General features: G+C 35.0%; 26 protein-coding genes, 1 tRNA gene and 1 pseudogene. 20 read left to right on the plus strand and 8 right to left on the minus strand.

Translation table 11 applies throughout. The features are described 5' to 3' along the window. Positions 1-56 precede the first annotated feature (56 nt). The gene (locus KFE94_02770) at positions 57-1,331 is read left to right on the plus strand and encodes a DEAD/DEAH box helicase (GenBank protein UTW67054.1); all 1,275 of its coding nucleotides are present in this window, start codon (positions 57-59) and stop codon (positions 1,329-1,331) included. A gap of 8 nt (positions 1,332-1,339) precedes the next feature. Here the strand turns inward: KFE94_02770 and egtD are convergent, their stop codons facing one another. Then, positions 1,340-2,302 (minus strand): L-histidine N(alpha)-methyltransferase, encoded by a 963-nt coding sequence (gene egtD / locus KFE94_02775; GenBank protein ID UTW67055.1) that lies wholly within the window; start codon positions 2,300-2,302, stop codon positions 1,340-1,342. A 234-nt stretch (positions 2,303-2,536) separates the two neighbouring features. On the opposite strand from egtD, the gene KFE94_02780 reads away from it, so the two are divergent. The 5 genes from KFE94_02780 (at position 2,537) to KFE94_02800 (ending at position 6,786) form a co-directional block, all read left to right on the plus strand. Beyond that, positions 2,537-2,929 carry an acyl-CoA thioesterase gene (locus KFE94_02780; protein UTW67056.1) on the plus strand — a complete coding sequence of 131 codons (393 nt, stop codon included), beginning with the start codon at positions 2,537-2,539 and terminating at the stop codon, positions 2,927-2,929. After that, on the plus strand, positions 2,929-4,179 hold the full coding sequence (locus tag KFE94_02785) for a permease (protein ID UTW67057.1): 1,251 nt from the start codon (positions 2,929-2,931) through the stop codon (positions 4,177-4,179). Before KFE94_02780 ends, KFE94_02785 begins: the two co-directional genes overlap by 1 nt. Positions 4,180-4,190: 11 nt before the next feature. Beyond that, on the plus strand, positions 4,191-5,135 hold the full coding sequence (locus KFE94_02790; GenBank protein UTW67058.1) for an ion transporter: 945 nt from the start codon (positions 4,191-4,193) through the stop codon (positions 5,133-5,135). 5 nt (positions 5,136-5,140) lie between these two features. Next, the gene (locus tag KFE94_02795; GenBank protein ID UTW67059.1) at positions 5,141-5,809 is read left to right on the plus strand and encodes a hypothetical protein; all 669 of its coding nucleotides are present in this window, start codon (positions 5,141-5,143) and stop codon (positions 5,807-5,809) included. A gap of 191 nt (positions 5,810-6,000) precedes the next feature. Continuing rightward, complete coding sequence (locus KFE94_02800) at positions 6,001-6,786, plus strand: tRNA pseudouridine(38-40) synthase TruA (protein ID UTW67060.1); 786 nt, start codon at positions 6,001-6,003, stop codon at positions 6,784-6,786. Positions 6,787-6,852: 66 nt separating this feature from the next. Here the strand turns inward: KFE94_02800 and KFE94_02805 are convergent, their stop codons facing one another. Then, positions 6,853-7,341 (minus strand): lipocalin family protein, encoded by a 489-nt coding sequence (locus KFE94_02805; GenBank protein UTW67061.1) that lies wholly within the window; start codon positions 7,339-7,341, stop codon positions 6,853-6,855. A gap of 203 nt (positions 7,342-7,544) precedes the next feature. Between KFE94_02805 and KFE94_02810 the strand changes: the two genes are divergently transcribed. Then, positions 7,545-9,230, plus strand: coding sequence for a glycosyltransferase family 39 protein (locus KFE94_02810; protein UTW67062.1), 1,686 nt, complete (start codon positions 7,545-7,547; stop codon positions 9,228-9,230). Between the two features lie 7 nt (positions 9,231-9,237). Here the strand turns inward: KFE94_02810 and KFE94_02815 are convergent, their stop codons facing one another. Next, positions 9,238-11,394 carry a S46 family peptidase gene (locus KFE94_02815; protein ID UTW67063.1) on the minus strand — a complete coding sequence of 719 codons (2,157 nt, stop codon included), beginning with the start codon at positions 11,392-11,394 and terminating at the stop codon, positions 9,238-9,240. Positions 11,395-11,507: 113 nt separating this feature from the next. On the opposite strand from KFE94_02815, the gene KFE94_02820 reads away from it, so the two are divergent. Further along, positions 11,508-12,074: a hypothetical protein gene (locus tag KFE94_02820; GenBank protein UTW67064.1), complete on the plus strand. Its 567-nt coding sequence runs from the start codon at positions 11,508-11,510 to the stop codon at positions 12,072-12,074. Here the strand turns inward: KFE94_02820 and KFE94_02825 are convergent. Genes KFE94_02825 through KFE94_02845 form a run of 5 tightly spaced genes read right to left on the minus strand, consistent with a single transcriptional unit; the run spans position 12,071 to position 15,465 of the window. After that, positions 12,071-13,243: a BamA/TamA family outer membrane protein gene (locus KFE94_02825; protein UTW67065.1), complete on the minus strand. Its 1,173-nt coding sequence runs from the start codon at positions 13,241-13,243 to the stop codon at positions 12,071-12,073. The genes KFE94_02820 and KFE94_02825 overlap by 4 nt on opposite strands. A 21-nt stretch (positions 13,244-13,264) precedes the next feature. After that, positions 13,265-13,924, minus strand: coding sequence for a tRNA (5-methylaminomethyl-2-thiouridine)(34)-methyltransferase MnmD (mnmD, locus tag KFE94_02830; protein UTW67066.1), 660 nt, complete (start codon positions 13,922-13,924; stop codon positions 13,265-13,267). A gap of 16 nt (positions 13,925-13,940) precedes the next feature. Continuing rightward, positions 13,941-14,525, minus strand: coding sequence for a DUF479 domain-containing protein (locus KFE94_02835; GenBank protein ID UTW67067.1), 585 nt, complete (start codon positions 14,523-14,525; stop codon positions 13,941-13,943). 4 nt (positions 14,526-14,529) lie between these two features. Beyond that, positions 14,530-14,754, minus strand: coding sequence for a hypothetical protein (locus KFE94_02840; protein UTW67068.1), 225 nt, complete (start codon positions 14,752-14,754; stop codon positions 14,530-14,532). A gap of 27 nt (positions 14,755-14,781) precedes the next feature. Continuing rightward, on the minus strand, positions 14,782-15,465 hold the full coding sequence (locus tag KFE94_02845; protein ID UTW67069.1) for a Crp/Fnr family transcriptional regulator: 684 nt from the start codon (positions 15,463-15,465) through the stop codon (positions 14,782-14,784). 176 nt (positions 15,466-15,641) lie between these two features. On the opposite strand from KFE94_02845, the gene KFE94_02850 reads away from it, so the two are divergent. From KFE94_02850 to KFE94_02905, 12 genes and pseudogenes are all read left to right on the plus strand, one after another. Further along, a tRNA-Leu gene (locus KFE94_02850) sits at positions 15,642-15,723 on the plus strand. A 126-nt stretch (positions 15,724-15,849) separates the two neighbouring features. Beyond that, positions 15,850-16,137 (plus strand): annotated as a pseudogene (locus KFE94_02855) (tyrosine-type recombinase/integrase). A gap of 60 nt (positions 16,138-16,197) precedes the next feature. After that, positions 16,198-16,818: a hypothetical protein gene (locus tag KFE94_02860; GenBank protein UTW67070.1), complete on the plus strand. Its 621-nt coding sequence runs from the start codon at positions 16,198-16,200 to the stop codon at positions 16,816-16,818. A gap of 220 nt (positions 16,819-17,038) precedes the next feature. After that, entirely contained in the window at positions 17,039-17,659 is a 621-nt protein-coding gene (locus tag KFE94_02865; GenBank protein ID UTW67071.1) for a hypothetical protein, read from the plus strand. Positions 17,660-17,756: 97 nt separating this feature from the next. Continuing rightward, a complete protein-coding gene (locus KFE94_02870) occupies positions 17,757-18,185 on the plus strand; it encodes a hypothetical protein (protein ID UTW67072.1) in 429 nt (142 codons plus the stop codon). 513 nt (positions 18,186-18,698) lie between these two features. After that, positions 18,699-18,977, plus strand: coding sequence for a polymer-forming cytoskeletal protein (locus KFE94_02875; GenBank protein ID UTW67073.1), 279 nt, complete (start codon positions 18,699-18,701; stop codon positions 18,975-18,977). A 36-nt stretch (positions 18,978-19,013) separates the two neighbouring features. Beyond that, positions 19,014-19,601 (plus strand): alpha-ketoglutarate-dependent dioxygenase AlkB, encoded by a 588-nt coding sequence (locus KFE94_02880; protein ID UTW67074.1) that lies wholly within the window; start codon positions 19,014-19,016, stop codon positions 19,599-19,601. Between the two features lie 291 nt (positions 19,602-19,892). Then, positions 19,893-20,699 (plus strand): hypothetical protein, encoded by an 807-nt coding sequence (locus tag KFE94_02885; GenBank protein ID UTW67075.1) that lies wholly within the window; start codon positions 19,893-19,895, stop codon positions 20,697-20,699. Between the two features lie 57 nt (positions 20,700-20,756). Beyond that, positions 20,757-21,896, plus strand: coding sequence for an AraC family transcriptional regulator (locus KFE94_02890; protein UTW67076.1), 1,140 nt, complete (start codon positions 20,757-20,759; stop codon positions 21,894-21,896). 84 nt (positions 21,897-21,980) lie between these two features. Continuing rightward, positions 21,981-22,703 carry a hypothetical protein gene (locus tag KFE94_02895; GenBank protein ID UTW67077.1) on the plus strand — a complete coding sequence of 241 codons (723 nt, stop codon included), beginning with the start codon at positions 21,981-21,983 and terminating at the stop codon, positions 22,701-22,703. 5 nt (positions 22,704-22,708) lie between these two features. After that, positions 22,709-23,422 carry a M23 family metallopeptidase gene (locus tag KFE94_02900; protein UTW67078.1) on the plus strand — a complete coding sequence of 238 codons (714 nt, stop codon included), beginning with the start codon at positions 22,709-22,711 and terminating at the stop codon, positions 23,420-23,422. Between the two features lie 208 nt (positions 23,423-23,630). Next, on the plus strand, positions 23,631-25,871 hold the full coding sequence (locus KFE94_02905) for a T9SS type A sorting domain-containing protein (GenBank protein UTW67079.1): 2,241 nt from the start codon (positions 23,631-23,633) through the stop codon (positions 25,869-25,871). The last annotated feature ends 22 nt before the right edge of the window (positions 25,872-25,893 follow it).

Raw genomic sequence — 25,893 nt, forward strand, 5'->3', positions numbered from 1 at the left:
AAATAGAACCTTTCCTACCGTGCATGCCAGTATAATGTGAAAACTATCTTTGCAGCATGAAGTTTGACGATTATCGTATTGCGGAAAGAATAAAAGAGCAGCTTAGAAAACAAGGATTCAAAAGACCGACTGATATTCAATATCGGGCGATTACTCCTATTCTGAGAGGGGAAGATGTTTTGGCTATTGCCCAAACCGGAACCGGAAAAACAGCTGCTTTTGTGATTCCTATTTTGGACATTCTTCAACGTAATAAAAATCAACGCAGAGTGGACGGGATCAAATGCGTAGTGTTGGCTCCTACTCGAGAACTGGTTTTACAAATTCATTCGGTTTTTGAATCATTAGGAAAAAAACTCTCCATAAAATCACTTGCTGTATATGGTGGTGTAGAACAAGATCCTCAAATTCAAAAACTCGAAAAAGGAATAGACATTCTGGTAGCTACTCCCGGAAGAATGTTCGATTTAGTCAATCAAAAGTACATCCATCTACACCGTGTAAAACATCTGGTACTGGATGAAGCCGACCACATGTTGGACCTAGGTTTTTATAAGGATATAGAAGATGTCAAACGCTTTTTACCTAAAAAGCATCAAACACTATTCTTCTCTGCAACCATTAATAAAAAGATTAAGAAGTTAGCACACTCTCTAGTACGAAACCCAATTCGAATTCAGGTTTCTCCTAAAGATCCGGTTTCAAAAAATATTGAGCATTCAGTCGCATTTATTAAAATGGAAGACAAACGCTTCTTTCTGGAGCAATTCATCAAAGATGAGCCGAATAGTAAAATTCTCGTTTTTGTAAGAACGAAAGTACGTGCCGAACGTGTCAGAAATGCCATGCTTAGGGTTCAAATTCATACGGAAACCATCCATGGCGATATTGTCCAAAAACAACGTGAAGAAGTTTTACAAAACTTTAGAAATGGTAAAAACAGGGTACTTATAGCTACGGATGTCAGCGCACGAGGTATTGATATTCCCGATGTTGATTTTGTGATCAATTATGATTTACCGGATGAAAATCCCGAAACATATGTACACCGAATTGGACGTACCGGACGTGGAAAGAAAAAAGGAATTGCGGTTTCCTTTTGTAGCGATGATGAAAAAGAAATGCTTCAACAAATCGAAACTTTCATTACCAAATCCATTAAGATTTTAGACATCAATAGTGACGACTATCACGATATCATGTTTGCATCAAATGAAAACAGTGACAACATTGCTGCACTCATGAAAGAGATCGAAGAGGTCGAAGCTCATAAAAAGAAAAAAGCAGGTAAAAAGAAAGCCAGTAGACTTAAAAAGAAGAGAAACAAGTAGGAATTGGCTCACACCGCTTCCCACATAGAGTTCACATAATATCTTTTCTCATCATAAAAATTCTTTGCAGTCATAAAGCCGCATTTTACGGCCAATTCATCTAAGTTAGATACCGAGTATTTTCTGGATATTTCAGTATGTATGCACTCCCCGGCTTCAAACTCCACCTCAAAATTTAATTTATCAAATGTGACTTTTTGATCTTCCAGAGAAACGATATAACTCCGGGCCTCTCCGGTAATTGGCTCATATAAAGGATAATGTTTGAATTTATCCAATAAAAAATCAGCCCCGAGTTCACGATTCATTCTAACCAGTAGATTCATATTGAAACTCGCTGTAATTCCAGTCTTATCATTGTATGCCTCTAAAATCACATCCGGATCTTTCTTTAAATCTACGCCCAATAAAAGTTTATCGTTTGGTTTGAAATGACTTTGCAAATTGGATAGAAAAATTTCCAATTGTCTGGACTCAAAATTTCCAATATTGGAACCCAAAAACATCGTAATATTTTTACGGTCACCAAATTGTTCCATTCCCTTCAGCGCTTCGAAATAATCCATGTTCAATGGAATGACATCTAATTCTGGGAACTCTCGATTCAACATCTCTACCAATTCATTCAGTATATGCTGCGAGATATCTACCGGATAATACGTAAAGTCAATACCTTTACTTAAAAAATGTTCCAGTAGTACTTTTGTTTTTGATCCGTCTCCGGCTCCTAATTCTATTAAATTAAATGGTAATCCTTTTGGACACACTTGTTGAAATATTTGCTCTTTTTGAGTCTTAAATATTTCCATTTCGCTACGGGTCAGATAGTATTCAGGCATTGCCATGATTTGCTGAAAAATTTCATCTCCTTTGGCATCGTAAAAATACTTCGACTTTAAAGTCTTCTGTATCTTACTTAGCCCCTCTATGGTATCTTCTCCAAATTGTGAAATTTCTATGATTTGCTCCATATATAGTTTTTCGATTGTTCAGTTGATGGTACTATCTTGTAAAGGTAGGTTACATCTATGTTAGATCCGGTGTATTTCTAAAATTTGACTAAAAATTAATATCTAACTCTAAAGATACACATTCCTGATCTTTCTAATTTTTGTGTAAAAAAATAGCTTCTTCCCTCATTGGAATATCAGATATCTTACAAATTAGTGCATTTTACGTCTTAAATTTGCAGTCAATTTTATAGGATGGAATTTATAAATCAACGTATTTGTATGGGTAAGGACCTTGGGGTCCATGGGAATTTATTTGGTGGTAATATGCTGAGCTGGATTGATGAAGCAGCTGGTACAATGGCAGCAAGTGTTTGCCAATCACCAAATATGGTAACGGTTAAAATTGATGAAGTCGTTTTTAGAAAAGCGGTTAAAGTCGGTTATTTAATTAAGATTTACGGTAAAGTAGTTAAAATGGGGCGTACTTCAGTGACGCTAAAGATTGACGCTCGTAAACACAACGTAATTACCGAAGAAGAAATTCCGGTTTGCGATACAGAAGTTACCTTTGTGAGAATTGATGAATATGGAGATGCGGTTCCTATTCCTGAAAGTGTAAGAGAAAAATATCAACATTTGCGTTAATGGATGCCATTGTAAAATTCGTTTCAACATTCTTTACAGAGTTCATTTATCTGTTTGCAGAAATGGCTCCCTATTTGATCTTAGGGTTTGCCCTGGCTGGAATTTTACATGTCTATTTTCCAAAACACAAAGTCGCAAAATATTTAGGTCGTAAAAATTTGATCTCAGTATTCAACGCAGCAATGCTGGGTATTCCGCTCCCACTCTGTTCATGTGGAGTTATTCCAACTGGTATTTCATTTAACAAAAACGGAGCAAGTAAAGGAGCTACCGTTTCTTTTCTTATTTCTACGCCTCAAACGGGTGTAGACTCCATATTGATCACCTATTCTTTACTGGGTTTACCATTTGCTTTGATTCGACCAATAGCAGCATTTATTACCGGAATTTTTGGTGGGGCTATCACCAATGCTGTTGATGATACTGAAGAAAACCTTTATCAAAACGAACCTGAAGTTCATATAAGAGGATCAAAATTTCAAGCGGCATTAAAATATGCTTTTGTGGAATTCCTTCAGGACATTTCCAAATGGTTGATGATCGGTTTGGTAATTGCTGCCTTTATTTCTGCAATAATTCCGGACGGTTTTATTGAAAACAACATGAGCAACCCATTTGTGAATATGCTCATTGTATTGATCGCTTCTATCCCAATGTATGTCTGTGCTACCGGGTCGGTTCCTATTGCAGCAGCTTTAATGATGAAAGGCTTATCTCCTGGAGCAGCCTTTGTTTTTCTTATGGCTGGTCCGGCAACCAACGCTGCAACCATGACAGTGATCAAACAAACCATGGGAACGAAAACGTTGATTTCTTATTTATCCAGTATTATTGGAGGTGCATTACTCATAGGACTTGCTATAGATCAAATGCCTACTGGATGGTTTTTACTTCCTGGTATGGAAATGGGTTCTCATAATCATGGTGCCGAAAATCTGGATTGGTTCTCAATTCTATCCGCAATTGTACTTGCAACCCTACTATTAAATGGGTTAAGGCTCAAATATTTTCCAACAACTATAAAACGAGATATGTCAGAAAACGAAAAAGTGTTTAGTGTAGAAGGAATGACTTGTAACCATTGTAAGTCATCTGTTGAAAAAAACCTTTCTAAGTTAAATCAAATAGAATATGTAGAAGCGGATTTGGCTTCTAAAACCGTAGTCGTAAAAGGCAACAATATTCAGGCATCAGAAATTGAACAATCTATTAATGATCTTGGATTCGAATACAAAGGCGAAAAAGCATAAGGTCAACCGGATTGAAGAAAAAGCTACTAAAATATATTACCGATACCGGATTTAGTTCAAATACTAAAAATGAAGGATCACGTCTACTCAATAAAGATGGTTCTGTTAGCTTAAATAGAATTGGCTTAACCTTTAGTCAGCGATTTAGTGTCTTCCACTGGTTGATTAATATGGGATGGATCTCGTTCTTCTCTATCCTATTATCTGGTTACGTACTGGTCAATCTATTTTTTGCGCTACTTTATGTGGGCTTTGGGATTGACGGATTATCCGGTGATCATTCTGATGCTTTTGTAGATCAATTATTTGACGCTTTCTATTTTAGTACACAAACGCTAACCACAGTTGGATTTGGTGCGATCTCTCCAGTAAAAACAGCTCACAATATTATAGCTTCTCTGGAAGCATTTTTGGGTTTATTAAGTTTTGCCATGTCAACCGGGTTGCTCTATGGGCGTTTTTCCAAGCCTCAAGCCAAAACACTTTTTAGTAAGTATGCATTGATATCCCCATATCAAGAAACTAAAAAGGGATTGATGATTCGTATGGCCAATAGACAAGACAATCAGTTGATCAATGTAAATGCCAGATTGATCCTCTCCTGGGTAGAACAAGAAAAAAACGGGGAAAAAAGAAAATTTCAAAACCTGGAACTCGAATATGAACATATAAATATGCTCGTTTCCAGTTGGACGATTGTTTATCCTTTTAAAGATGACACGCCATCCGCATTAAAATCAGCGGACAAAATAAAATCCCATAAAGTGGAACTGGTATTACAAATTGATGCATATGACGAAACTTATTCGCAGCAAATTCATTCCAGAACTTCATATACCTGTGATGAGATCATTTGGGGTGCTAAATTCGTCCCGATTCTGGGTAAGGATGACTCTGGAAATGCGATCCTAAGACTGGATCAATTTGATGATTATTCAGATGTTAGCCTCAATTAATTAATATGGCAAGATATCTAAGAGACATAAGCATACACCTGGGATCAGGACAAGAATTACCGAATGGATTAAGTCAGCGAGATTTCAATATTACGACACATACTGTTCAAGACATCTTCTTGTACATGATTCCAAAACACTTCGAATTTGGCAATATCTTAAAATTAAATATTGGCGTTAAAGGAACAGACGCAGTTAGTAGCGAAATAAAGAATTTTGATGGCTATGTCCATTACGATTATATCGGGTTTGATTTCGAAAACTACTTCAGAATATCTAAAGAAGAACAAAATGTAATCATTCTGGAAGTCCTAAGAGATGTTCTAAGAAGAGTTCCAGAGCAAAATCAAGAGAATAAAGGTATTGCACTGGGAATTACTGATAAAATATCCGACCAAAATTTTAAATACTCTTTTGAAAGTAGATTATCGAAACAACAAAGAAGCAAAAGATTTAAAGCCATTGTGGAAATTCGTATTAATGATGAAGGTCAAAATGCATATTTAAGGATAGAGAAAAAAGGTGGCGAAACTATTTTTGAGACTTTTCTTTTAAAAAACACTGTTTATGAATTCTATAAAAACTTACACAAATCAAAGTGGCAAGAAGACAAATTCATGATCATGAATAGAGACGGAGGAATTTATAGAGAATTTGAAATAAAAAGAGGCTAACACGGTATATAGCAAATAAGGCATGCTGTGGTTATTTGAAACACCGCTCATCCGTCAGCTGACGGATGGCTTTTAAAATGAATAAATTTAAAAACAAAAACAACGTTCTGACTTGGAGTAAACCTGAAAGTTTATCGTTTCCTACTGTCCCACTTGTCATATAAATGTTGAATTGAAATAAACCTTTATCCGTGTTTAATAAAAAGTACTATTACCTGATTCATATTCAATATCTGGGATTCCGTTTTCATGGATGGGCAAAGCAACCTCAGGTTAAAACGGTACATCAACTCATTGACAAAACATTCAAGTTCGTATTGGGTGATATCCAATTTAAAACTTTAGGAACCAGTAGAACCGATGCATTGGTATCTGCCAATCATAGTGCTTTTGAGCTTTTTATATCTCAACCTATTCAAAACCTGGATGTATTTCTGAGTATGGTAAATATCAATTTACCAGCAGATATTCGAGCGATCCATATTGAACCAGTAGATGAACAATTTAACATCATCAATACTGCAAAAACCAAAACCTACGAATATATTTTTGGCTACGGTGAAAAACCTCATCCATTTAGTGCTTCTATTATGTGCGTCATTCAGGATCATCTGGATGTTGAGCTCATGAAACAAGGTGCACAACTTTTTCTGGGCACCCATAACTTCGGAACATTTTGCACTAAGCCTTCGGCCAACACTCAATTTACACGGACTATTCTCACATCAGAAATTGAGAACAACACGAAATATACTGCCAGTTTTTTTCCTGAAGAGAGTTTTATCTATCGTGTAAGTGCAAAGGGTTTTATGCGTAATCAGGTAAGATTAATGATGGGTCAATTGATTTTATTGGGGAAACATGAAATTACGTTAGAAGATCTCAAAATCATGTTAATCGAACGTACCCCTGAACCTTTAACTTATATTGCTCCTGCCTCCGGTTTAATTTTAGAAAAGATCGATTTCGAAATGTAAAGGCAAAAAAAAACGCTCTTTGAAAGCGTTTTTTTGTGTGGGGAGTGTGCAGTAATTTTTTCTATCTTACTTGTGTTTGTATGTAAACCTTCCGGTTACATCAGCCTGCAATGTCGCATCGAATTCCGTGAATTCTACAATAAACTCTGATGACGTTAAGGAAATAATCTTAAGTGTTGTGATATCCGTACCTTCGGTTATAACTAATTCCGTTTCATTGCTTGCAAATTCCCAGGTTCCCGCATCTTCAGTTTGAGGATCGCTAGGAGTACATTTCACTGCCCCTGCATCTTCTACAATCTTTTTATCAGACTTAAATTCAACAAGATCATCTTTTTCGCATTCATCCATCAACAAAAACAAGTCTAAATCACCAGTAGGTAATTTCATAATCGCTGACGAAGTTATCCAGGGTCCGGATGCCAATAATGACGCTTTTGTAACTGGCGCACCTGTAGATCCTGAGTCAGAGTCTTTTTTACACGATTCTAAAGTGGAAAGAAATGCGATTGCAAAAATGAATAATAATGCAGAGAAATATTTTGTCGCTTTCATAATAGTTGGTTTGTGTTCAGGCACAAAAGTATACGAGAAACTCGTTTTCACAAATTATTTGGTCACAAATTATAACTATTTGGTCACACGAATATCATATTTGAATCATATCTTAAAAAAGAGCGAAAAATTATTTCGAAAGCATCTTTTGAATCCGACTGAATTTTATCAACTTTTGCGCTCAGTATTATTAAATAGGTTCTATGTACAATATTCCCAGAGGATTTACGATTGCAACATTTTTAGGATTACTCACTGTATATATCGTTGGACTATTCGCTCCCGATCTAATGGAGGTTGATGCATCACAGTATGCGTCTATCAGTATGGAAATGGCACATACCAATAGTTTTTTAGAAGTTTACCACCTGGAAAACAACTACTTAGACAAACCTCCTTTGTTATTCTGGTTAGGAGCTATCTTTATTAAGATTTTTGGAATTAATCATTTTGCTTATCGCTTACCCACATTCCTTTCTACATTATTGGGTTTCTATGCCACTTATAGATTAGGTAAAAGACTTTATAATCACAATACAGGTGTGATCAGTGCCGTAGTTTTAGCGAGTTCTCAAATTTATGTTCTCCATAATCATGATGTAAGAACAGATACCTTATTAACCAACTTTGTTATAGTCGCTATTTGGCAAGGGGTCTGCTATCTACAAACCAAAAAGCTTTCTCATTTTATATGGGCTTTTATCTCTGTTGGGTTAGCAATGACTGCCAAAGGGCCTATTGGTGCAGTAGTTCCGGTTATGGCTATAGGAACTCATTTAATATACCAACGAGACTGGAAAAACATCTTTAATTGGCGTTGGATTCCGGGAGTCATTATTGTAGTTGTGGTGTTGGCACCAATGATGTGGGGACTTTATACCCAATTTGACTTAAGACCAGAAGCCAGTGTAAATGGACGCGTTGGAGTTTCAGGATTACGCTTTTTCTTTTGGGAACAGAGTTTTGGTAGGATTACCGGTGAAAATGTATGGAAGGATGATTCCTCTTATTTCTTCTTTACCCATAATTATTTATGGGAGTTCCTACCATGGTCACTTATTGGAATTTTCGCTTTTGGGAATAAAATCAAACAAATGATTGATGCTAAATTCAAACCAGTAGCCAATTTGGAATTGTATTCTTTTGGTGGGTTTATTTTTCCCTTTATCGCACTATCTACATCACATTATAAATTGCCACATTATATAATGGTTATCATGCCAATGGCCGCTATCTTTACAGCAAGTTATATGGATCAATTACTTAAAAAGTCAAGTGAAAAATCGTATCTTACATTTAAGTGGGTTCAACTGGTGTTCTCAATTCTAATTGGCTTCCTTGTTCTATTTATCCTGTATTGGGTATTCCCTGCTACACATGCTTTCTGGTGGGTTATTCCATTGGGAATATTTGGATTTATCTCTTTTGCAATTATCAAGTCTAATCCGGTCGTAAAATTACTTGGTCCTTCTTTAGTGGCCGTGGTTGGAACAAATATCGTGATGAATGGATATTTCTATCCGCAAATGAACCAATACCAGTCTGGCCGAGTTATGGCAGATTGGATTGTAGAACATGATTTGGGAGTAGATGATTTTGTGGCCTATGCCAAACATTATCATGTGATCAATTTCTATTCAAAAGAATATAGATTCCATCACTGGGCAGGTACAGATTATATCCGTAACAAAACCAAAACTCACGATCTTTATTTATTTACAAGTCAAGACGGTATTAACAGCTTAAAAGAAAATGGCATCACCTATCAGGTAGTCAAAAATTTATATAATTTCCCAAACACTGAACTTACAGGAGAGTTCTTAAATCCGAATACCCGGGAAAAAGCGTTGGAAAAATTATATATCGTTAAAGTTGAGAAACACGATTAAGACCTGATTATTTTATCAGGTCCATTTCTTCTACTAAATGTGTAGCTCCTGCGTATTTGTCTATGATAAATAATACATAACGAATATCCACCATAATGTTTCTACAAATATTAGGGTCATACATGATATCACTCATAGTACTTTCCCAGGTACGGTCAAAATTGAGCCCTACTAGCTCACCCTTAGCATTTAATGCCGGACTACCGGAATTACCTCCTGAGGTATGATTTGTAGCCGTATAACAAACGTGCATTTGTCCGGTTGAATCTGCATATTGCCCAAAATCTTTACTTTCATACAAGTCCATCAATTTCTGTGGCACATTAAATTCGTATGAAGCCGTATCTCTTTTTTGCGCTATTCCTTTCATAGTAGTGTAATACTTGTACTCCATTCCATCAACAGGTTCACTCCCTTTCACTTTTCCATAAGACAAGCGTAAAGAAAAGTTCGCGTCCGGGTAATAGTTTTTATAATCAGGTAATACTTCCATTAAACCTGCCATATAAACGCGCTGAATACTGTCCAACTCCATTTGACCACTCTTGAAATGTGGAGACACCACATTACGATATGTATTTTCAATATCCGTAGCAATAATATATGCTGGATCTGATGCTACTTTTTTATACGATTTTGAATTGTATTTATCCAAAAAGGTAAATAATCTTTCTTTTGATGCGAAAATAGATTTATCGAATACCGATTTTGAAGTTTTACCAGCCTTTTTAGGATCATTGTAACCAAACATGTTAAACACAGTCGGAGGTACCAAACTTGTAGTCACTGATACCAAATATTCAGGGATCATGTTTTTCATTAACTCCTCATCTACCAGAGGGTCATAATCTTTATAAAACTTTTCGGCAGCAGCTTTCAATTTTTCAATTTCCGCTTTCCGCTCCTCTTCCGTCAGAGGTTTAGCCAATCTGGAGAACTTTTTTGAAAACCTTAAAATCTCAGGTCCATAATAATAGATTTCAATGAACATGCTGCGCGCCATCGAGTATGCCGTAAAATCTTTGTATTGTACTTCGTAAGCTTCTAACACACCCTTGTACTTTGAGAATTTTGCATTGTTATTTACTTTTTCATTAAACGAACGTTCTATCTCTTGCTTTTTTTCAATTGCGTGTGTCTTATTCAACCCTAAAATCTGTCCCTTGTATTTCTTCCAGGCATTTGAAATTCTGGATTGCTTTGCGGCATATTTGATATTTAATTCTGCACTTGATCTCATTGCCTTATTGATAATTCCTAAAGAAATATCACGCATTCTAATCTTAGACGGGTTTTCTTCATTAATAATATACTTCACTGCGGTTGACGGCAGATACTCATTTGTTCTTGCTGGAAATCCGAAGACCATTGAAAAATCATCTTCAGCTACTCCAGCTAAACTTACAGGAAAATGATGTCTCGGTCTATATGGTACATTATCTTCCGCATATTTTGCCGGTTTATTGTCTTTACCAGCGTAGATTCTAAACACCGAAAAATCTCCAGTATGTCTAGGCCAAACCCAGTTATCCGTATCAAAACCAAATTTTCCAATTGAAGATGGAGGCGCACCTACCAATCTTACATCTTCGAAGGTTTCTGTAATAAACATGAAATACTGATTCCCATGATAAAAAGGTTTAATCTGTGAACCATAACCATCCTCTTCTTTTACTGTCTTTTTTAATGAATCAATTCTTGATGCAATCAATTCTTGTCTTTTAGACTCATCTGTTTTGATATCAATTCCTTCCAAAACTATCTTAGAAACATCTTTGATTTCTTTAATGAAAGTAACCGATAATCCTTCATTAGGTAATTCTTCTTTTTGATTCATCGCCCAAAACCCATCTTTCAAGTAATCATGTTCTACTGATGAATGGCTTTGAATACGTCCATACCCACAATGGTGGTTCGTAAGTAATAGACCCTGATCAGAAATGATTTCAGCAGTACATCCTCCCCCGAATAAAACCACAGCATCTTTCATACTTGATTTATTGGCATCATAAATATCACTTACAGATATTTTTAGGCCCATATTTTCCAAATCAGAAGCGTTGTATTGCTGTAATAGTAAGGGAATCCACATTCCTTCTTTTGCCATTACATTCACAATCATTGTGCACATCAACGCACCCACTAACCATAATTTCTTCTTCATAACTTTGTGTCTTAGTATACCTTTCCTTGTAGGTTATTCCACGCGAATTTACACATTTCATTTTCAAATCATATTTCTATAAAATGCTAATGTTTTAACTATACTTTTGCCGCATGCATACCATTGAACCATATTGGAATTGGCGTAATCTGTATACCGCAGAAGAAGATCCAAACTCTCCATTTTTTGGCAGGATTTATAGTGAGTTTGAATTTCAGGACCGTATCTATGATCATGTTATTCATCCACAGTGGGATAACATTGAATCTCAAACATTGTTTATCAAAATCCTGTTTGCCGATTATGACCGCCAATACGCGATTATTGAATTGATTGGAGAATGGAATGATACGTTGTACAATGACATTATGTTTCTAAAACGAAACATTGTAGATACCTTAACCGATCACGGAATTAATCAATTCATTCTTATTGGTGAAAACGTGCTTAACTTCCATAGCTCTGACGATTCTTATTATGAAGAATGGTTTGAAGATATTGAGGATGGCTGGATCGCATTACTCAACTTTAGAGATCATGTTTTAAATGACTTTAAAGATGCGAATATCGATCACTATTTCTTGTTAGGTGGAGAGTTAAATGATCAATCCTGGCGGACCTATAAACCAGAACAGCTGTATACAAAAGTGGAGTCTTTAGTACAAAGACGAATTGGTTAAAACGCTTCTCCGATTTCGATATAAAATCCCTGGGTACTCTCACCAATAGCATAATCTAAACGAACAAAATATCTTTTTTCGGGAAGTGGTGTAAATCTCAATCCTGTTCCTACGGTATAGCGATAATTAGAGGTCACCTCATCAAAATCATTTCCTATCCCACCATAATTCCCGAATAATACAAATCCAAAGTACTTAAAAAACAATCGGCTACGGTATTCCAATTGATACACATGCATTTGTCTATCCCTGTAAATTCCCTCCTGATAACCTCGCATTCGGTATCTCCCCCCCAGCATTGACATTAGATTAAAAGGAACATCTCCGGTATGAGACTGAGCAAAAATCTGAAATGCCAATACATCCTTTTTCTTTGAAACAGTTAGATACTTACGCGCATCTAAAAGCAAAACCTGATCTTCATAGTCACCTCCCCACGATTTAGAATTCCACATAGTATACGCATTAACATACCAACCTTTCGTTGGAGACCCTATAAAATCTGTGGTTCTATATTTAAATCCAAAACCTAGAGATGATTGTACACTTCCTCCTTCTCCGGGTATCTGCCCATTACCCAACAAACTATCCGGGGGTGATGTGATTTGGGTATTTTGATATCGGTAACGTAATCCAGCAGACAAGCCCTTTGGACGTATTTTACGATAAGCATTCACCTTCAATATTGGATATGTGGCATCATACCATTCTTTGTAAGATAAATCATGTTCATTCCCAATCCCAGAAAAGAAATATGGATAAACCAAATACCCTACTTTACCACTTACAGTCCAGTTTCTATTCGTATATAATTGATAATGTACTGTAGCTAATACCTGCTTATTTAAAGTATATATAAATGAAGGTTGAATCTGTGAAAAAGGCAATAAACTATCCTTTTGATGAAATCGAAACATGTAAATTCCTGAAGCTCCAAATGCCCAATCAGTCTCTGGAGTGTAGTATACTAAGGGTAAAATCTGAAAAGAAGTTTTACGTTGAGATTTTTTTAATTCCCGATCCAATTTCTTTTGCAAAGCTGCGGCCTCTTTCGGGGTTAATGTATCCGTTTGAACCTGAGCTTGCACCTCTTTTCCCATTAAAAGAAAAAACAGGGATAGAACACCTATGGTTATGTGAATTGGAAACCGCATTGATGCATCAAACATACATCATTGTAATATTTTTAGCTATATGGGTTTTACAGCTCTTAACATTTCTCGCTTTCCGGGAGGACCAGGTAATTTACTCACATCAAATCCTGCTGCGATCATATTTCTCCGTACTTGACCTTTGGCAGAATAGGTTACTAGAATTCCTCCTGGTTTTAGGAAATTAAACAGTTTCTGAAATACTTCCAAAGTCCATAGGTCCGGCTGTACTTCAGGTCCAAATGCATCCCAATAAATAATATGGAAAGCCTCATCTGCATTGAAATCAAATAATGAAGTTTTCTTTTTGCAAATACTAAGATACTCTGAAATCACTTGTTCTTGTTCCCACTCCACCTCGTGCAATTGATTGTAAATCTCATGCTCTTCCTCATTTCTATAATAAGTCAACTGCCTCCAAAACTCTTCTTCCAAAGGATACAATTCAATCGTGGTTACGTCTACTTTGATTCGGTGTTGCTCCGCAAACTCCCAGGTAAGCAATTGATTTAATCCGGTTCCAAAACCCATTTCAAAAACCTTGATGTTTTCAAGATGAGTCAATTCATCCATCCCCATTTTTATGTATACATAAACGCTTTCACGATATGCTCCATGACGAGAATGATACGTTTCATCCAATTCATCATTGTATAATGTTGGAGATTCATCAGACGTTGGAATAATCTTTAAACTCATATGGATCTGGAAAGATTTACAATTGCTCAATAAACTCTTGAGAAGCTTTTTGCAAGGATGGGTAAAATTCCTGAAATAATGGTAATAATTCTGCTTCGTGTTTAATCAAAATAGGCACGCCCTGTTCCATATTTGATTTAAAACGTGCACGAGAAGAAACACCATTAAATACATGGCGCATACCTCCTTTGTTTCCATATTCAAAAAAGATATCGCGTTCTAACAGGAAATGATAAAAATTACGGGCACGATCAGGTAAAATATGTTTTTTACGCTCTAATAAGTCATACACACCGTGTGTATAATCACGTAACGAAACCACCGAATAATCGTCAAAGTTAGAGGCCAGAAAATAATCAAAGTAAATATCCGAAACGACCGGAGCATATTTTGAAAAATAGGGTTGTAACATCTCGTTAACTGATTTTACCACAGGATGTTTATCCGTAAACTCATCAATAAAACGGTGTAATTGAATCCCATTCAATACATTTCGCGGAAGCTCATCCAAATTACTTCCTCTTACAAAATCTCCGATAAAGTTACCTATCGCAATTTCTTCATCGTCACCTGACAGATGAAAATGCGCCAAAAAATTCATTCACTTATGATTTGATCATCACCCTATTCAAATGGTCTATTACATCTAACCCGTATGCCACCAAAGTATCATCCCGCATCAATGCTGGTCTCACAAAGACATCAAATGCCAAAGGTTGTTCTAATTTATCTACATCTACAATTTCCACATCCAGGGCGTTTTCCTTTATAAACCCTTGAACTATATGACAGTCGTGACATCCTTCCCCAATGTATAATACGTACTTCATTTCATTTATTTTTTGTGCGCTATTTCTTTATACCAAATCATCCATTTCATGAACAATAATACTTCTGCGGTCAAAATCCAGAATGCCCTGCTCACGCAATTCATTCAACACAATCGTTACCGTTTGGCGGGACGTAGCCGTTAAATTGGCCATATCCTGATGTGTCAATTTATGTTTTACCGCATACTCAAATCCCACCTTTTTTCCTTTATTCAATACCAGATCACGAATAAAATCTACAATTCGATCACGTGCATCTTTAAAAATCAAAGACTCAAACCTACGTTCCATCTTTTGTAATCTTACACCTATTAAGTGCGTAATCTTTAGATTCAAACGCGGCATGGACTCGAGTATTTTCAACATCTCCTCCTTATGTATCGCACAGATCTTAACATTATTATCCAAAACCTGAGCAAAATCCTGACGTTTTTCCTGCCCTGCAATTGCCAATTCCCCGAAGATTTCTCCCGGTTCCAGAATGGCTTTGGTAATTTCTTTGCCTTCCTCAGAATAGGTTCCAATCTTCACCCGACCGCTTTTCAATAAGAAAACCACCTTTGACGGTTCTTCCGGGAAGTATATAAACTTACCCTTCTCCAACGTCTTCATAGATGAAATTTTATCTACTCTGTCTAGATCGTCCGGACCTAAGTCTCTGAAAATGTTAATCTGTTCCAGATACCACAATTTTGATTCTGCTGCTGCCATAGTTCGGATATTTAGGAATGATCAGATCATTCGAATTATGGCTCTAAATTATATTTTTTACATCTATAATTTATCACGAGAAGATCACAAAATCGTAACACAAAAAAATATTAAACTAAAAAACTATACTGTCGGATACTTGACTAATCCATAAATTATACATTTGCAGCAAATCTACTCGGGTGGCGGAATTGGTAGACGCGCACGCTTGAGGGGCGTGTGTCTTAGGACGTGTGGGTTCGACTCCCATCTCGAGTACAAATTTTACTAAGGGGCTTTTAGCCCCTTTTTTATGCTCCGCTGTTTCCTCTATTTCAATAAATTATAACTATTCTTTAACTTTTTGAGTGACTTCGTCATAGCTTTTAAGAATACTAAAGGAAACCAAAAAAGTATTTATTCGAAGGACAACGTGGAGGGAAATATTCTCCTGAAAGCGTATCAAAGGTTATTAAAAATTCAGCAAAAAATGCACGGGTCAACAAACTGGTAACACCACATATTTTAAGACATTCCTTCGCTACTCATTTATTGGAAGCAGGAACAGATTTAAGATATATTCAAACCCTTCTTGGGCACAATAGTAGCAGAACAACCGAAATTTACACACATGTTGCAATAAGTTCATTTAAAAAAATAAAAAATCCTTTAGATTCCATACATTTGGGATAAAACATATAGTGTGTGTGTATGTACAAGTACATATACACGTACGTTGGGCACAATTAAAAAATGACAAGAACCATATTTAACATACTGACACTAATATTCACATTTACAAGCTGCTTCTCTCAGACTGAAATACATAAGAATAATGCTTGTGATGTTGAACTTCAATTTGAGCTAAACCGAAATTCCTCAATCCAATTTTATGACTCTACTGGAAAAAAGACATGGTTTTGGGAAAATGATACACTTGATTTCATCTACACATATTTTCATTCTAATACCTCAGTTGGAAATCTAATTCAAATTGACTCAATAATGATTTTAAATGGAGGAAATCAAAATAATTCTAACGGTTGGGAACTTGATTCTGAAGGAGATAATGAAATTGTTGAACTACTTAAAGGTAGTTGGATAAAACTAAGCGATTGTACTATAGAATTAAGCGAATGGATACTATATGGAAATTATAAAGACCCTTTTACCCCTTACATTTTCGAAAAACCTGATACAAACTCAACTAAAACCCAGTTTGACCCAAGGGACGGATGGACTACACATAAAGTAAAAATTCTTGAAGTTAAAGGAACTTGGTTTTATATAGAGCTATTAATGAATAATGAAAAGAAAATTGGATGGATGCCTTCATATAATTTATGTTCCCATCCTCATACGACTTGTAATTAAAAAATAAAAAAACTGTGCCCAACAACGTGTATAGCCAATAGGACATTTAGTGATAAATTGAAAGTCTTGTTCTTTGAGCAGACAACCCAAAACAAAGTTTTGACGTCTAACAAAAAGAAATTTAAAAGTAAAAACGTTTGTTTTGACTTAGTGGTAAATCGAAAGTGTAGTGCTTCGAATCTGCCCTACTGCCCATACACAGAACGTTAGGCAAAATTAGATGAAAGTAATTCTCACAATATTAACTGTTCTATCATTTAACTTATCGTTTGGCCAAGATTTCAAGTTGGTTTATTGGATAACAGGATTGGGATCAAATGCAACTTGGTATATGGCTGAGGAATATAAAGACTGTGCTTCCGGATTGAAAATTGAAATTAATGATACTGTATTAACTTATTCGATTTGTGAAAGGGCAGAGAAGTATAGAATTGATACAGTGTTTAATGATACAATCTGGACAAAAGAAAGAAACTTCTATCACGTTAAGTTTAGAGAGTCATCAATAGATTCGATAATATCAATTCTGGATACATTACAAGGAAAATACGTTTACCGAACAAATCCTCTTGTAATGAGCGGTGGGACATTAAATTACTACATTGAGTATGGAGGGAAATGTAGTCAGTTTGTAATGAAAAACACTTACGACAGCACAGCCTTACAAATCACCAATCTGATAAACTCATATTTGGATGAGAAGTATCATATATATGTTCCTGATTCAAGATGGGCGAGTAATAAATATGATAAGCCCCTGATAGAAGCTTGTCCAAGAGATGGAAATGGTACTTATAGAGAAGTTTTAGAACAGGAATATGATGTTATTAAAAAGAAATAAACTTTGCCTAACAATGGCTATAAAGCATAGGCCTAACCAACCAAACCGTTCCTACGCTTCATAGCCGGAACGTTGTAGGGCATTAAAAAACAAAGACATGAATAAAATTTTGATTCTCATATCATTTATGACAATTTCCGTTTTTGGATATTGTGACACTCTTGACTACTATCATGTATACCTAAATGATTCACTAATTGAACAATACAACTCTTTGTCCGAAAAACCTTCAATCGAGTTGAAATCATCTGAATTAAATGATAATGATGTAATAACTGTTAGATATGGAACTGACCATCCTTGTTTTGAGTGCGTGTATGTTTTGAATGTTCTAATTGAGGTAAAAGAAAAAACACCAGAAGTTGAAACTACTGAGAATTACGGAAAATTATCAATCCCGATTAAGGACTTAATTTACTTCCGAAACAAGTATGAAATAGATAAGTATCACTTCAATTATTCTGTCAGAACCAAAAAGAAAATGAATGGTAAAGGTACTCACCTATTTGAATTAAAATTTATTTAAAATTAAAAACGCCCTACAACAATGGCTATAAAGCATAGACCTAACCAACCAAACCGTTCCTACGCTTCATAGCCGGAACGTTAACACTTATTATTTTTAAATTTAAAAACTCAAATCAATTATCTAAGAGCTACATACCTTGATTCTTGAATAATTAGATTCGCATCCAACATCAAAGAGTTCGATATTTGTCCCACTTCGGGTACAAATTTTATTAAGGGGCTTTTAGCCCCTTTTTTATGTGCTAATATTTTCAGGACGTAAACTGATTAAATTATTCTTTAACTTTCTGATAGTTCTGATTCAGGTTAGGAATACAAAACTTAAAAGTTCTTTTGATTACCTACATTTGGGATAGAGCATTTATATGAACCTTAATAAACAGTAAAACATTACATGATTCTAGATGGCTTTAGCATAATTGAAAAATTAAAGTTCAAGTTTTAAAAAAGTAAATTAAACATACTATCGATTGATATCTTACATCCCCAAAAGTATACTGTTAATCATAATATGGAGTTTACCGGAACACACATCGGTGAAATAAATGTAAGCGCAGGGTTTATTTTCATTTTAAGAGGGGAGTTAATTGGAAATCTGCACATATCCAAAGGCTCAGAAGTAATAATATTTGGAAAAATAAAAGGTAAAATTTACTCTGATGAAATTTTAGATATCAGAAAAGGATCCAAAATAGAAGGAACATTAAGTACAATCGGAATTAAAATTCAAAATGGTGCTTCTTTAAATGGAATCACCAAAAATTACACCGAAAAAAACAATAATTATTAAAAGGTTAAACACCAAAGCTAAGCACCACAAAATAAAATGAGACTACCTATAAACTGTACAGTCGATTATATCAAAGACTTCTTAACTCACAAAGAGTCAAACGAATTGTATGTTCTATTGATAAATCAATATCAAATAGATCAAGCCAGAATAATAATTGAAGCAGGAGGACGATTAACCCAAACGGATAGTTTCAAAATTTTGTTTTTAACAGATGAATTGAAGGACCAAAAAAGTCATCCGGAAGAAATACACGGTCAAACTTTTGCTTTTAAAGGTAAAATGTTAGAATTGAAAAAAAAGGTTGAACAGTTATTGAAAAAGGAATTTGACCTTGCTATGTGTTTGTATTACCCGGATGGTAATTATTTTGCACCATATCATAGTGATCAGGAGACTTCTGGATGCAATACCATTCTACCATCAATCAGTTTGGGCGCAGTCAGAGAGTTTAGTTTTAGGGCTAATACTGGTGATGAATGTTATAATTTAAAGTTAGCGAATGGGAGTCTCATCATTATGGGGGCTTATTGTCAATCCAGATATACACATAGTCTAGTAAAGAATCAAAAGTGTGCACAAGGTAGAATTAACATCACATTTAGAGAACGGAATTTTCAGTAGGGTTAAATACGCAAATGGGAATAATACAGTATGTATATTTTACCTGGAAAATGATTTAATCACATGGTTTGTCTTTCTATTCTATTTTAGGTTTTAAATTTATGTGAGGGCTTTTAGTCATTTTGTATTCTGTCATTTTTTTAGGAATTTCTATTAATTACAGATGTAGTCTAACTTTTTGATCATTCTCGCTCAATTAGGTTCTTGAGTTATATCTTTGAGCTAAACATTTAATACGAATAAGCGTATCAATTCGTCAATTCCATTACTAACCATAATAATAAACGAACCTTGGAAATAATATGTTATAGTTGTGGCAGAGGGGAAAATCCTGAAAATTCAATCGAAGGAATTCGACACTGCCTGAAAGTGAATCCCAATTGGCGCATTGAAATGGATTTACAAATTACAAAAGATGGACATATTATTTTATTTCACGATTATGATACAGAAAGAACAACCGGAATTATAAATGTAATTCATGAAATGAACTTAGATTCCGTCAAAAAACTAAATGCGGGATACAATTTTAAAGTAGGCTCTGAATTCCCTTATCGCCAAAAACCAATAGAAATCCCAACCCTCGAAGAAGTTTGTTATTCTTTTCCAGATGCAAAATTATTACTCGATATACATACTAGTAATTTGAATGCTATTGATAAAATAATTGAAACAATAGAGCGCAATAAAATGGAAAAGCAAATTGTCGTGGTCAGTCATTACGACCAAGTACTATCAAAATTTAAAATAAAACGTCCGAATTGGGAATATGGAGCTGCAACGAAAGAAGTAAAAAAAATGGTCTACAGTAGTTTTCTTTTTTTGGACAGTTTATTCCCAATAAAATCAAATATTTTAATGTTACCAGTGCAATTTGGTAACATTAAACTTCTAACCCATAGAGTAATAAATCACGTCAAAAAAAGAAATAAACGACTTTGGGTTTGGCTAAGCGAAGGGGAAAAAGTTGTAACGGTAAACTCAATAACAGAATTAAATGCATTGGATGACATTGGTGTAAATGGAATCTTTACAGAATTCCCTACTAAACTGAATGATGAAATGACATTAGTTAAAATGGTCTCAAAGCCGCTATAAAATCAATATTGAATGGCTTTAAAACAGGCTCAATAACTTACAAGAATACTCAACAAAATGACCTTATTAATTACATTTCTTAATATCGCTATTTTTCAAGGGTTTGTTTTAGGATTTATCATTTTAAAATCTCCTATATTTAAAAGTAAAGCAAATAAATATCTGGCTTTTGGCATTTTTTCACTTTCCATTTCTCTGCTAAACTTTGTTCTTGATGAAGGTACAGGGATATATAATACCTATCCTTTTCTAAGGTTTATTGATATAATTGATTCTGGCACCCTGTTCCCTATTTTTATCTTTTTATATGTTATTCATCAAATTGATCACCCCATAAAAAAATCCAGAAAAAAAATGGGGCTGTTCATACCTTATTTATTTTCTCTCATTCACAGTATTCTGGATGAAGATTCAATTACCAACGCACTACAAATTCCATCAATCATTCAACTTTCAGGCAATATCATTGAAATCCTGATCATTTTTTTGTTTATCCCCGGTATTATAATTTACACATACACCTTTATCAAACTTTCAAATAACACCCAGGAAAAAAAGTGGCTTACCTATTTATGGCTTTTAACTTTTTCCCTATTTGGTTCCTGGGTTTTGATTCTTCTTTCCGGTATTTTTTTAGATAATGAATTTGAATCCGTTATGATGATACTTACTTTAATTGCAGCGTTCTTAATGCACTGGATAAGTTATTTTGGAATTTTTAAATTTAGAATTGCAAAAGATCAGGAAGAAATTAGAGCATTAATTGCCAAACAAAAGCTAAACCATACGACCCCCGTCATAAATAAACCTGAACTATCTAAAACAGATGATGTAACAAAAACCGAGTCCCTTACCAAAGAAAATTCTTACTTCAAAAAACTAGAAAGTCTGTGTATCAATGACCAAATTTATAGAGACAGTACCCTGGACCGGGAAAAAGTGGCGGAGTTATTAGACATCAGTCCGGGTTATGTTTCCCGAATTGTAAATGCTGTTACCGGAGATAATTTTTCGACTTTTATCAATCGTTTCCGTGTGGAAGAAGTAAAAAAGATTATGTCCAATCCAGAGTTTGACAATTACAGTCTGTTGGCAATCGGATTGGAGTGTGGATTCTCTTCCAAAACCACTTTTTACAATTCTTTTAAAAAACATACAGGAATGACACCAAGCGCATATAAAAAAATGCAAAAATAAGTTCGGATTCGTGCTTTTTAGAGGTTTCGGAACCTTACTTCCCTTAACCAGCACTAGGTTTGGCCCATCTTAAATTCATCCGAAATGGTCAAATTAAATATGATTCAAAAACAATATTTCGCAATTGTCATTACCTTTTTCGTTGTCAGTATCTCATTCGGACAAAACACAAAATTAAAAAACGAAGGTGGCATTAAAATCGGTTATTGCTGGGGGGGATTTAAAAATCTAACTCTAGCACCAGTATCTCAATACCACTACCATAGTCCCGTCTTTGAGGTCAATTATATACGTAATACAAAAAAAAATAGAATCGTAGAACTGAGATACCAACACTGGAAATCGGAACTCAATTCTGAACGGATTCCAGCTTTAAATTTGGAATACAAAAGTGACCTAATAAGTTTAAACGTTTTATACCCGGTATTTGATAGAAACAAATGGATTCTATATATTGGTTTTTTCACACAATCCGCAGCTCACCTATATGGTGGTATAATCGCAGGTGAAGTGCGTCAAAGACTGGATTTTTCTGCAAGAATCGCATATCAAATAAACGAAAAACATCTCATAATATCACAGTTATCAATTCCTATGATATTTTTCGTCTACGGCAAATTAGACACTGACATTTATTTACCCGATAAATATCAAGGTTATATTTTTAATATTGAATATCAATATGCCCTTTCAAATAGGCTCAATCTTGTTACTCAGTTCCGCTCTCGGTACGATAGATTACAATCTGAGAACATTTACAGAGAGTTACAAAGTAGAATATCAACCGGAATCAATCTTAAATTTTAATCCATATGAAATATTCAAAATGCATCAGTCTCCCACTTTTAGTTTTAGGCTCCATATACATTTTGGGAAGCTGTCAAAAAGCATTCATAGGAAATGATGGAGAGTTTGAAGAAGACATTTATTTAAACTACCAAACGAAAACCGATTTAAAACTACCTTTTCAAGATCAATGGTATATTTTTCATGGTGGTAAGACACATCATGAAGGTGGTCACCATTTTATTACCTGGGGCCTGGGTCAAAGATATGCCATTGATATCGTCATAAAAGTTAACGGTAAATCTTACATCGGAAATGGAAATAAAAACGAAGATTATCACTGTTTTGGTAAACCCTTGTACGCTCCTGGAACTGGAAAAATTATTGAAGTGGAAAACAATATCGATGATAATATCCCTGGAGAGGTAAATGAAAACGAAAAATTATCTAGCGGCAATTACGTCATGATTGATCATTTTAATGGCGAATATTCTATTTTGGCACATATTAAAAAGGGAACGGTTATCGTTTCTGAAGGTGATACTGTTGTTCAGGGGCAAAAACTTGGAGAAACTGGGAATAGTGGAAATTCTACCGAAGCACACTTACATTATCAATTACAAAACTCTTCGAATTCTACTTATAGTACAGGTCTACCTGCCCAGTTTAGAGATTACTATGCTGATGGAAAATTCATCAGAAAAGGAGAACTTATAAAAGGCCAAATTGTTAGAAAATAGGCTAACTCTAAAATAGGGGAATTACTTTGAATAATTCATCCTCCATTTAAATCAGGCGACTTCTACCCCTCTCTATCACCAAAAATTACAATCTTCCATTCACAAAAAAAATACTACTACTCACAAAAACATTTCTACACCACACAAAATTTTCGAGTTATGAAATTACGGATGTTGGATTTTTGATCGTGAACAATAAACTATCATTATGAAAACATTGAAAAAAATCAGTTTGGGAATTCTAGGTATACTCACCATAGGAATTTCTGTACAGGCGCAAAACCCATGTGCCAATATTCCGGCAATATCTGCTAATGTTGAAAAAGCTACCAAGGTTCAAGGATTGGAAGGTAGCGATATTATTTTGAATGCACCATCCTCAGGCACCTCTTACCAATGGGTGCTATACAATTCATCCAGTAAAACATATTCCAATATACCTGGTGCAACCAATGCCACATTTGTTTTAAATAGTATAACACCCAATGATGCTGGGTTATATAATTGTCAGGTGGATGGAGTTATGGAAGCCATCGATGTTCAGATCTCCATATTTGCAAATAACGCTTTAGACCGGAAAAAGGACTCTTTAGCCTTAGTCGATTTTTTTAATAGTTCAAACGGACCATTAACGATGGGAAGCTGGAATGACAAGACAAATTGGCTTACATCAGCTCCAATTGATACCTGGAAAGGAATAACGGTTCAAGGTTGTAGAGTCACTGAAATCAGACTCTCTCAAAATAATATCATAGGGACTATTCCTACTTCATTTAAAGATTTAACAGAGCTAAGACTCTTGGATATTTGGGATAACCAGTTGGGCGGTACCATTGATATATCCACTATGCCCAACCTTACCTGGGTATCGGTAGCCAAAAACAACCTAACAGATATTACTACAAATACCAGTGATAACTTTTATGATGCTTTAGTGCATTTAAATATTTCAAACAATAATATGACCAATAAAACCCTGAATATAAAGGGAATGCCCGCATTAAACAGACTTCATTTCGAATACACGGGAATCAGCACATTTGAACTGCATAATGAAAACAAACCTGGTAACTCTGCTTATTATTCAAATCTTAAATATCTTATTCTGAATAGTAATAATGTTTCCGGTCCATTAGATGTTTCTGCAATGCCTATTTTGGAATCAGTAACGGCACATTACAATCAGATCTCTGATTTTATCACCTCATCCATTGGCCATCCTAACTTGCATTATGTATTAATATCCAATAATCTATTCAATAACAAACCTTTGGACCTGACACGTCTTCCGGTCATCAATAATATTCAAGCTGAAAACGCCCAAATTAACGATTTGATGATTGGACTTACCAATCAAGTGAGTAGGATCAGTTTGTCAGGGAATAACCTTACATCATTTAACTCTGTAATTGTAGCTCCTACCATTGTTCATTTAGATCTTGGAAATAACAATTTAAATCAATTCACAGTAGGCCCTGTGAATTATCCCAATCTGGATTATTTAAGACTCCAAAATAGTAACGGACTCAATGGTACTTTGGATTTAAGTAATATGCCAAATCTTAAATACTTTAATGCAAATTCATGTAATTATAGTTCTGTAGATTTCGGTAACACAAGCACACCACAAACTACTATTGAGACCATCTATTTGGGAAGTAACAGCATTACTTCTTTTAATGTGAAAAACATGCCTACTTTATCATATGTTTACCTGGTTTCAAACGGATTAGAACATTTCGAATATGATGATCCCAACAGCACCTATCCATCCAATTTTGCATTTAATCTGGTAAACAATAAACTGGACTTTCTGGATATTGCGCCATATTCCTCCTATAGTTTAAATGGATTATCTCATAGTTATTTTAACCAAACCAAGGTAAATCCAATTCAGAAAGGTTTAGATACCATTGAAGTAAATCATGCCGGTATACCAAGTACAACAAGTTATCAATGGTTTATCAGATCGGGTGGTTCAGCGACACCAATACCTTATTGCAATACCAGAGTTTGTGTACTGAACAATCCTGGAGGAGTATCCAACACGTATTACTGTAGAATTACCAATTCCAATGCAACCGCATTAACCATATTTTCAAATGATATAAGTCTTAATGCTTCTCCGATTGCACCAAACAATGGAAATGGATTAAATCAAGCATCAAGCTTAAATCAAAATGTAGTATCCTCAACGGATTTGGTATACCCAAATCCAATTAAAAAAGGGCAAACATTCTCTGTAAAGAATGTAGCAATTAGTAACAATACATCCATTAAAGTTTTGTTTCATTCTATGAATGGAAAATCAAGTGTATTGAATTCAAGTGAAATAAAAATCAACGGAGATCACATTGAAATACCAGCCTCCGTAAAAAAATCAGGCGCATATATTGTTGAATTGATCATTGATGGAAATTCATCCAGGTATCGTGTGATTGTGGAATAAAATCTTTCTTAGTTTCAGATCT

The organism is bacterium SCSIO 12643 (assembly GCA_024398135.1).
Classification (GTDB): Bacteria; Bacteroidota; Bacteroidia; order Flavobacteriales_G; family Salibacteraceae; genus CAJXZP01.

Excerpts from the sequence above, each read along its gene's own strand:
- KFE94_02810 (UTW67062.1), top strand. The coding sequence starts at position 7,545 with ATGTACAATATTCCCAGAGGATTTACGATTGCAACATTTTTAGGATTA.
- KFE94_02865 (UTW67071.1), top strand. The coding sequence starts at position 17,039 with ATGAAAGTAATTCTCACAATATTAACTGTTCTATCATTTAACTTATCG.
- KFE94_02890 (UTW67076.1), top strand. The coding sequence starts at position 20,757 with ATGACCTTATTAATTACATTTCTTAATATCGCTATTTTTCAAGGGTTT.
- KFE94_02840 (UTW67068.1), bottom strand. The coding sequence starts at position 14,754 with ATGAAGTACGTATTATACATTGGGGAAGGATGTCACGACTGTCATATA.
- KFE94_02860 (UTW67070.1), top strand. The coding sequence starts at position 16,198 with ATGACAAGAACCATATTTAACATACTGACACTAATATTCACATTTACA.
- KFE94_02805 (UTW67061.1), bottom strand. The coding sequence starts at position 7,341 with ATGAAAGCGACAAAATATTTCTCTGCATTATTATTCATTTTTGCAATC.
- KFE94_02835 (UTW67067.1), bottom strand. The coding sequence starts at position 14,525 with ATGAATTTTTTGGCGCATTTTCATCTGTCAGGTGACGATGAAGAAATT.
- KFE94_02820 (UTW67064.1), top strand. The coding sequence starts at position 11,508 with ATGCATACCATTGAACCATATTGGAATTGGCGTAATCTGTATACCGCA.
- KFE94_02895 (UTW67077.1), top strand. The coding sequence starts at position 21,981 with ATGGTCAAATTAAATATGATTCAAAAACAATATTTCGCAATTGTCATT.
- egtD (UTW67055.1), bottom strand. The coding sequence starts at position 2,302 with ATGGAGCAAATCATAGAAATTTCACAATTTGGAGAAGATACCATAGAG.
- KFE94_02825 (UTW67065.1), bottom strand. The coding sequence starts at position 13,243 with ATGTTTGATGCATCAATGCGGTTTCCAATTCACATAACCATAGGTGTT.
- KFE94_02815 (UTW67063.1), bottom strand. The coding sequence starts at position 11,394 with ATGAAGAAGAAATTATGGTTAGTGGGTGCGTTGATGTGCACAATGATT.
- KFE94_02880 (UTW67074.1), top strand. The coding sequence starts at position 19,014 with ATGAGACTACCTATAAACTGTACAGTCGATTATATCAAAGACTTCTTA.
- KFE94_02870 (UTW67072.1), top strand. The coding sequence starts at position 17,757 with ATGAATAAAATTTTGATTCTCATATCATTTATGACAATTTCCGTTTTT.
- KFE94_02875 (UTW67073.1), top strand. The coding sequence starts at position 18,699 with ATGGAGTTTACCGGAACACACATCGGTGAAATAAATGTAAGCGCAGGG.
- KFE94_02795 (UTW67059.1), top strand. The coding sequence starts at position 5,141 with ATGGCAAGATATCTAAGAGACATAAGCATACACCTGGGATCAGGACAA.
- KFE94_02770 (UTW67054.1), top strand. The coding sequence starts at position 57 with ATGAAGTTTGACGATTATCGTATTGCGGAAAGAATAAAAGAGCAGCTT.
- KFE94_02905 (UTW67079.1), top strand. The coding sequence starts at position 23,631 with ATGAAAACATTGAAAAAAATCAGTTTGGGAATTCTAGGTATACTCACC.
- KFE94_02845 (UTW67069.1), bottom strand. The coding sequence starts at position 15,465 with ATGGCAGCAGCAGAATCAAAATTGTGGTATCTGGAACAGATTAACATT.
- KFE94_02780 (UTW67056.1), top strand. The coding sequence starts at position 2,537 with ATGGAATTTATAAATCAACGTATTTGTATGGGTAAGGACCTTGGGGTC.
- KFE94_02900 (UTW67078.1), top strand. The coding sequence starts at position 22,709 with ATGAAATATTCAAAATGCATCAGTCTCCCACTTTTAGTTTTAGGCTCC.
- KFE94_02785 (UTW67057.1), top strand. The coding sequence starts at position 2,929 with ATGGATGCCATTGTAAAATTCGTTTCAACATTCTTTACAGAGTTCATT.
- mnmD (UTW67066.1), bottom strand. The coding sequence starts at position 13,924 with ATGAGTTTAAAGATTATTCCAACGTCTGATGAATCTCCAACATTATAC.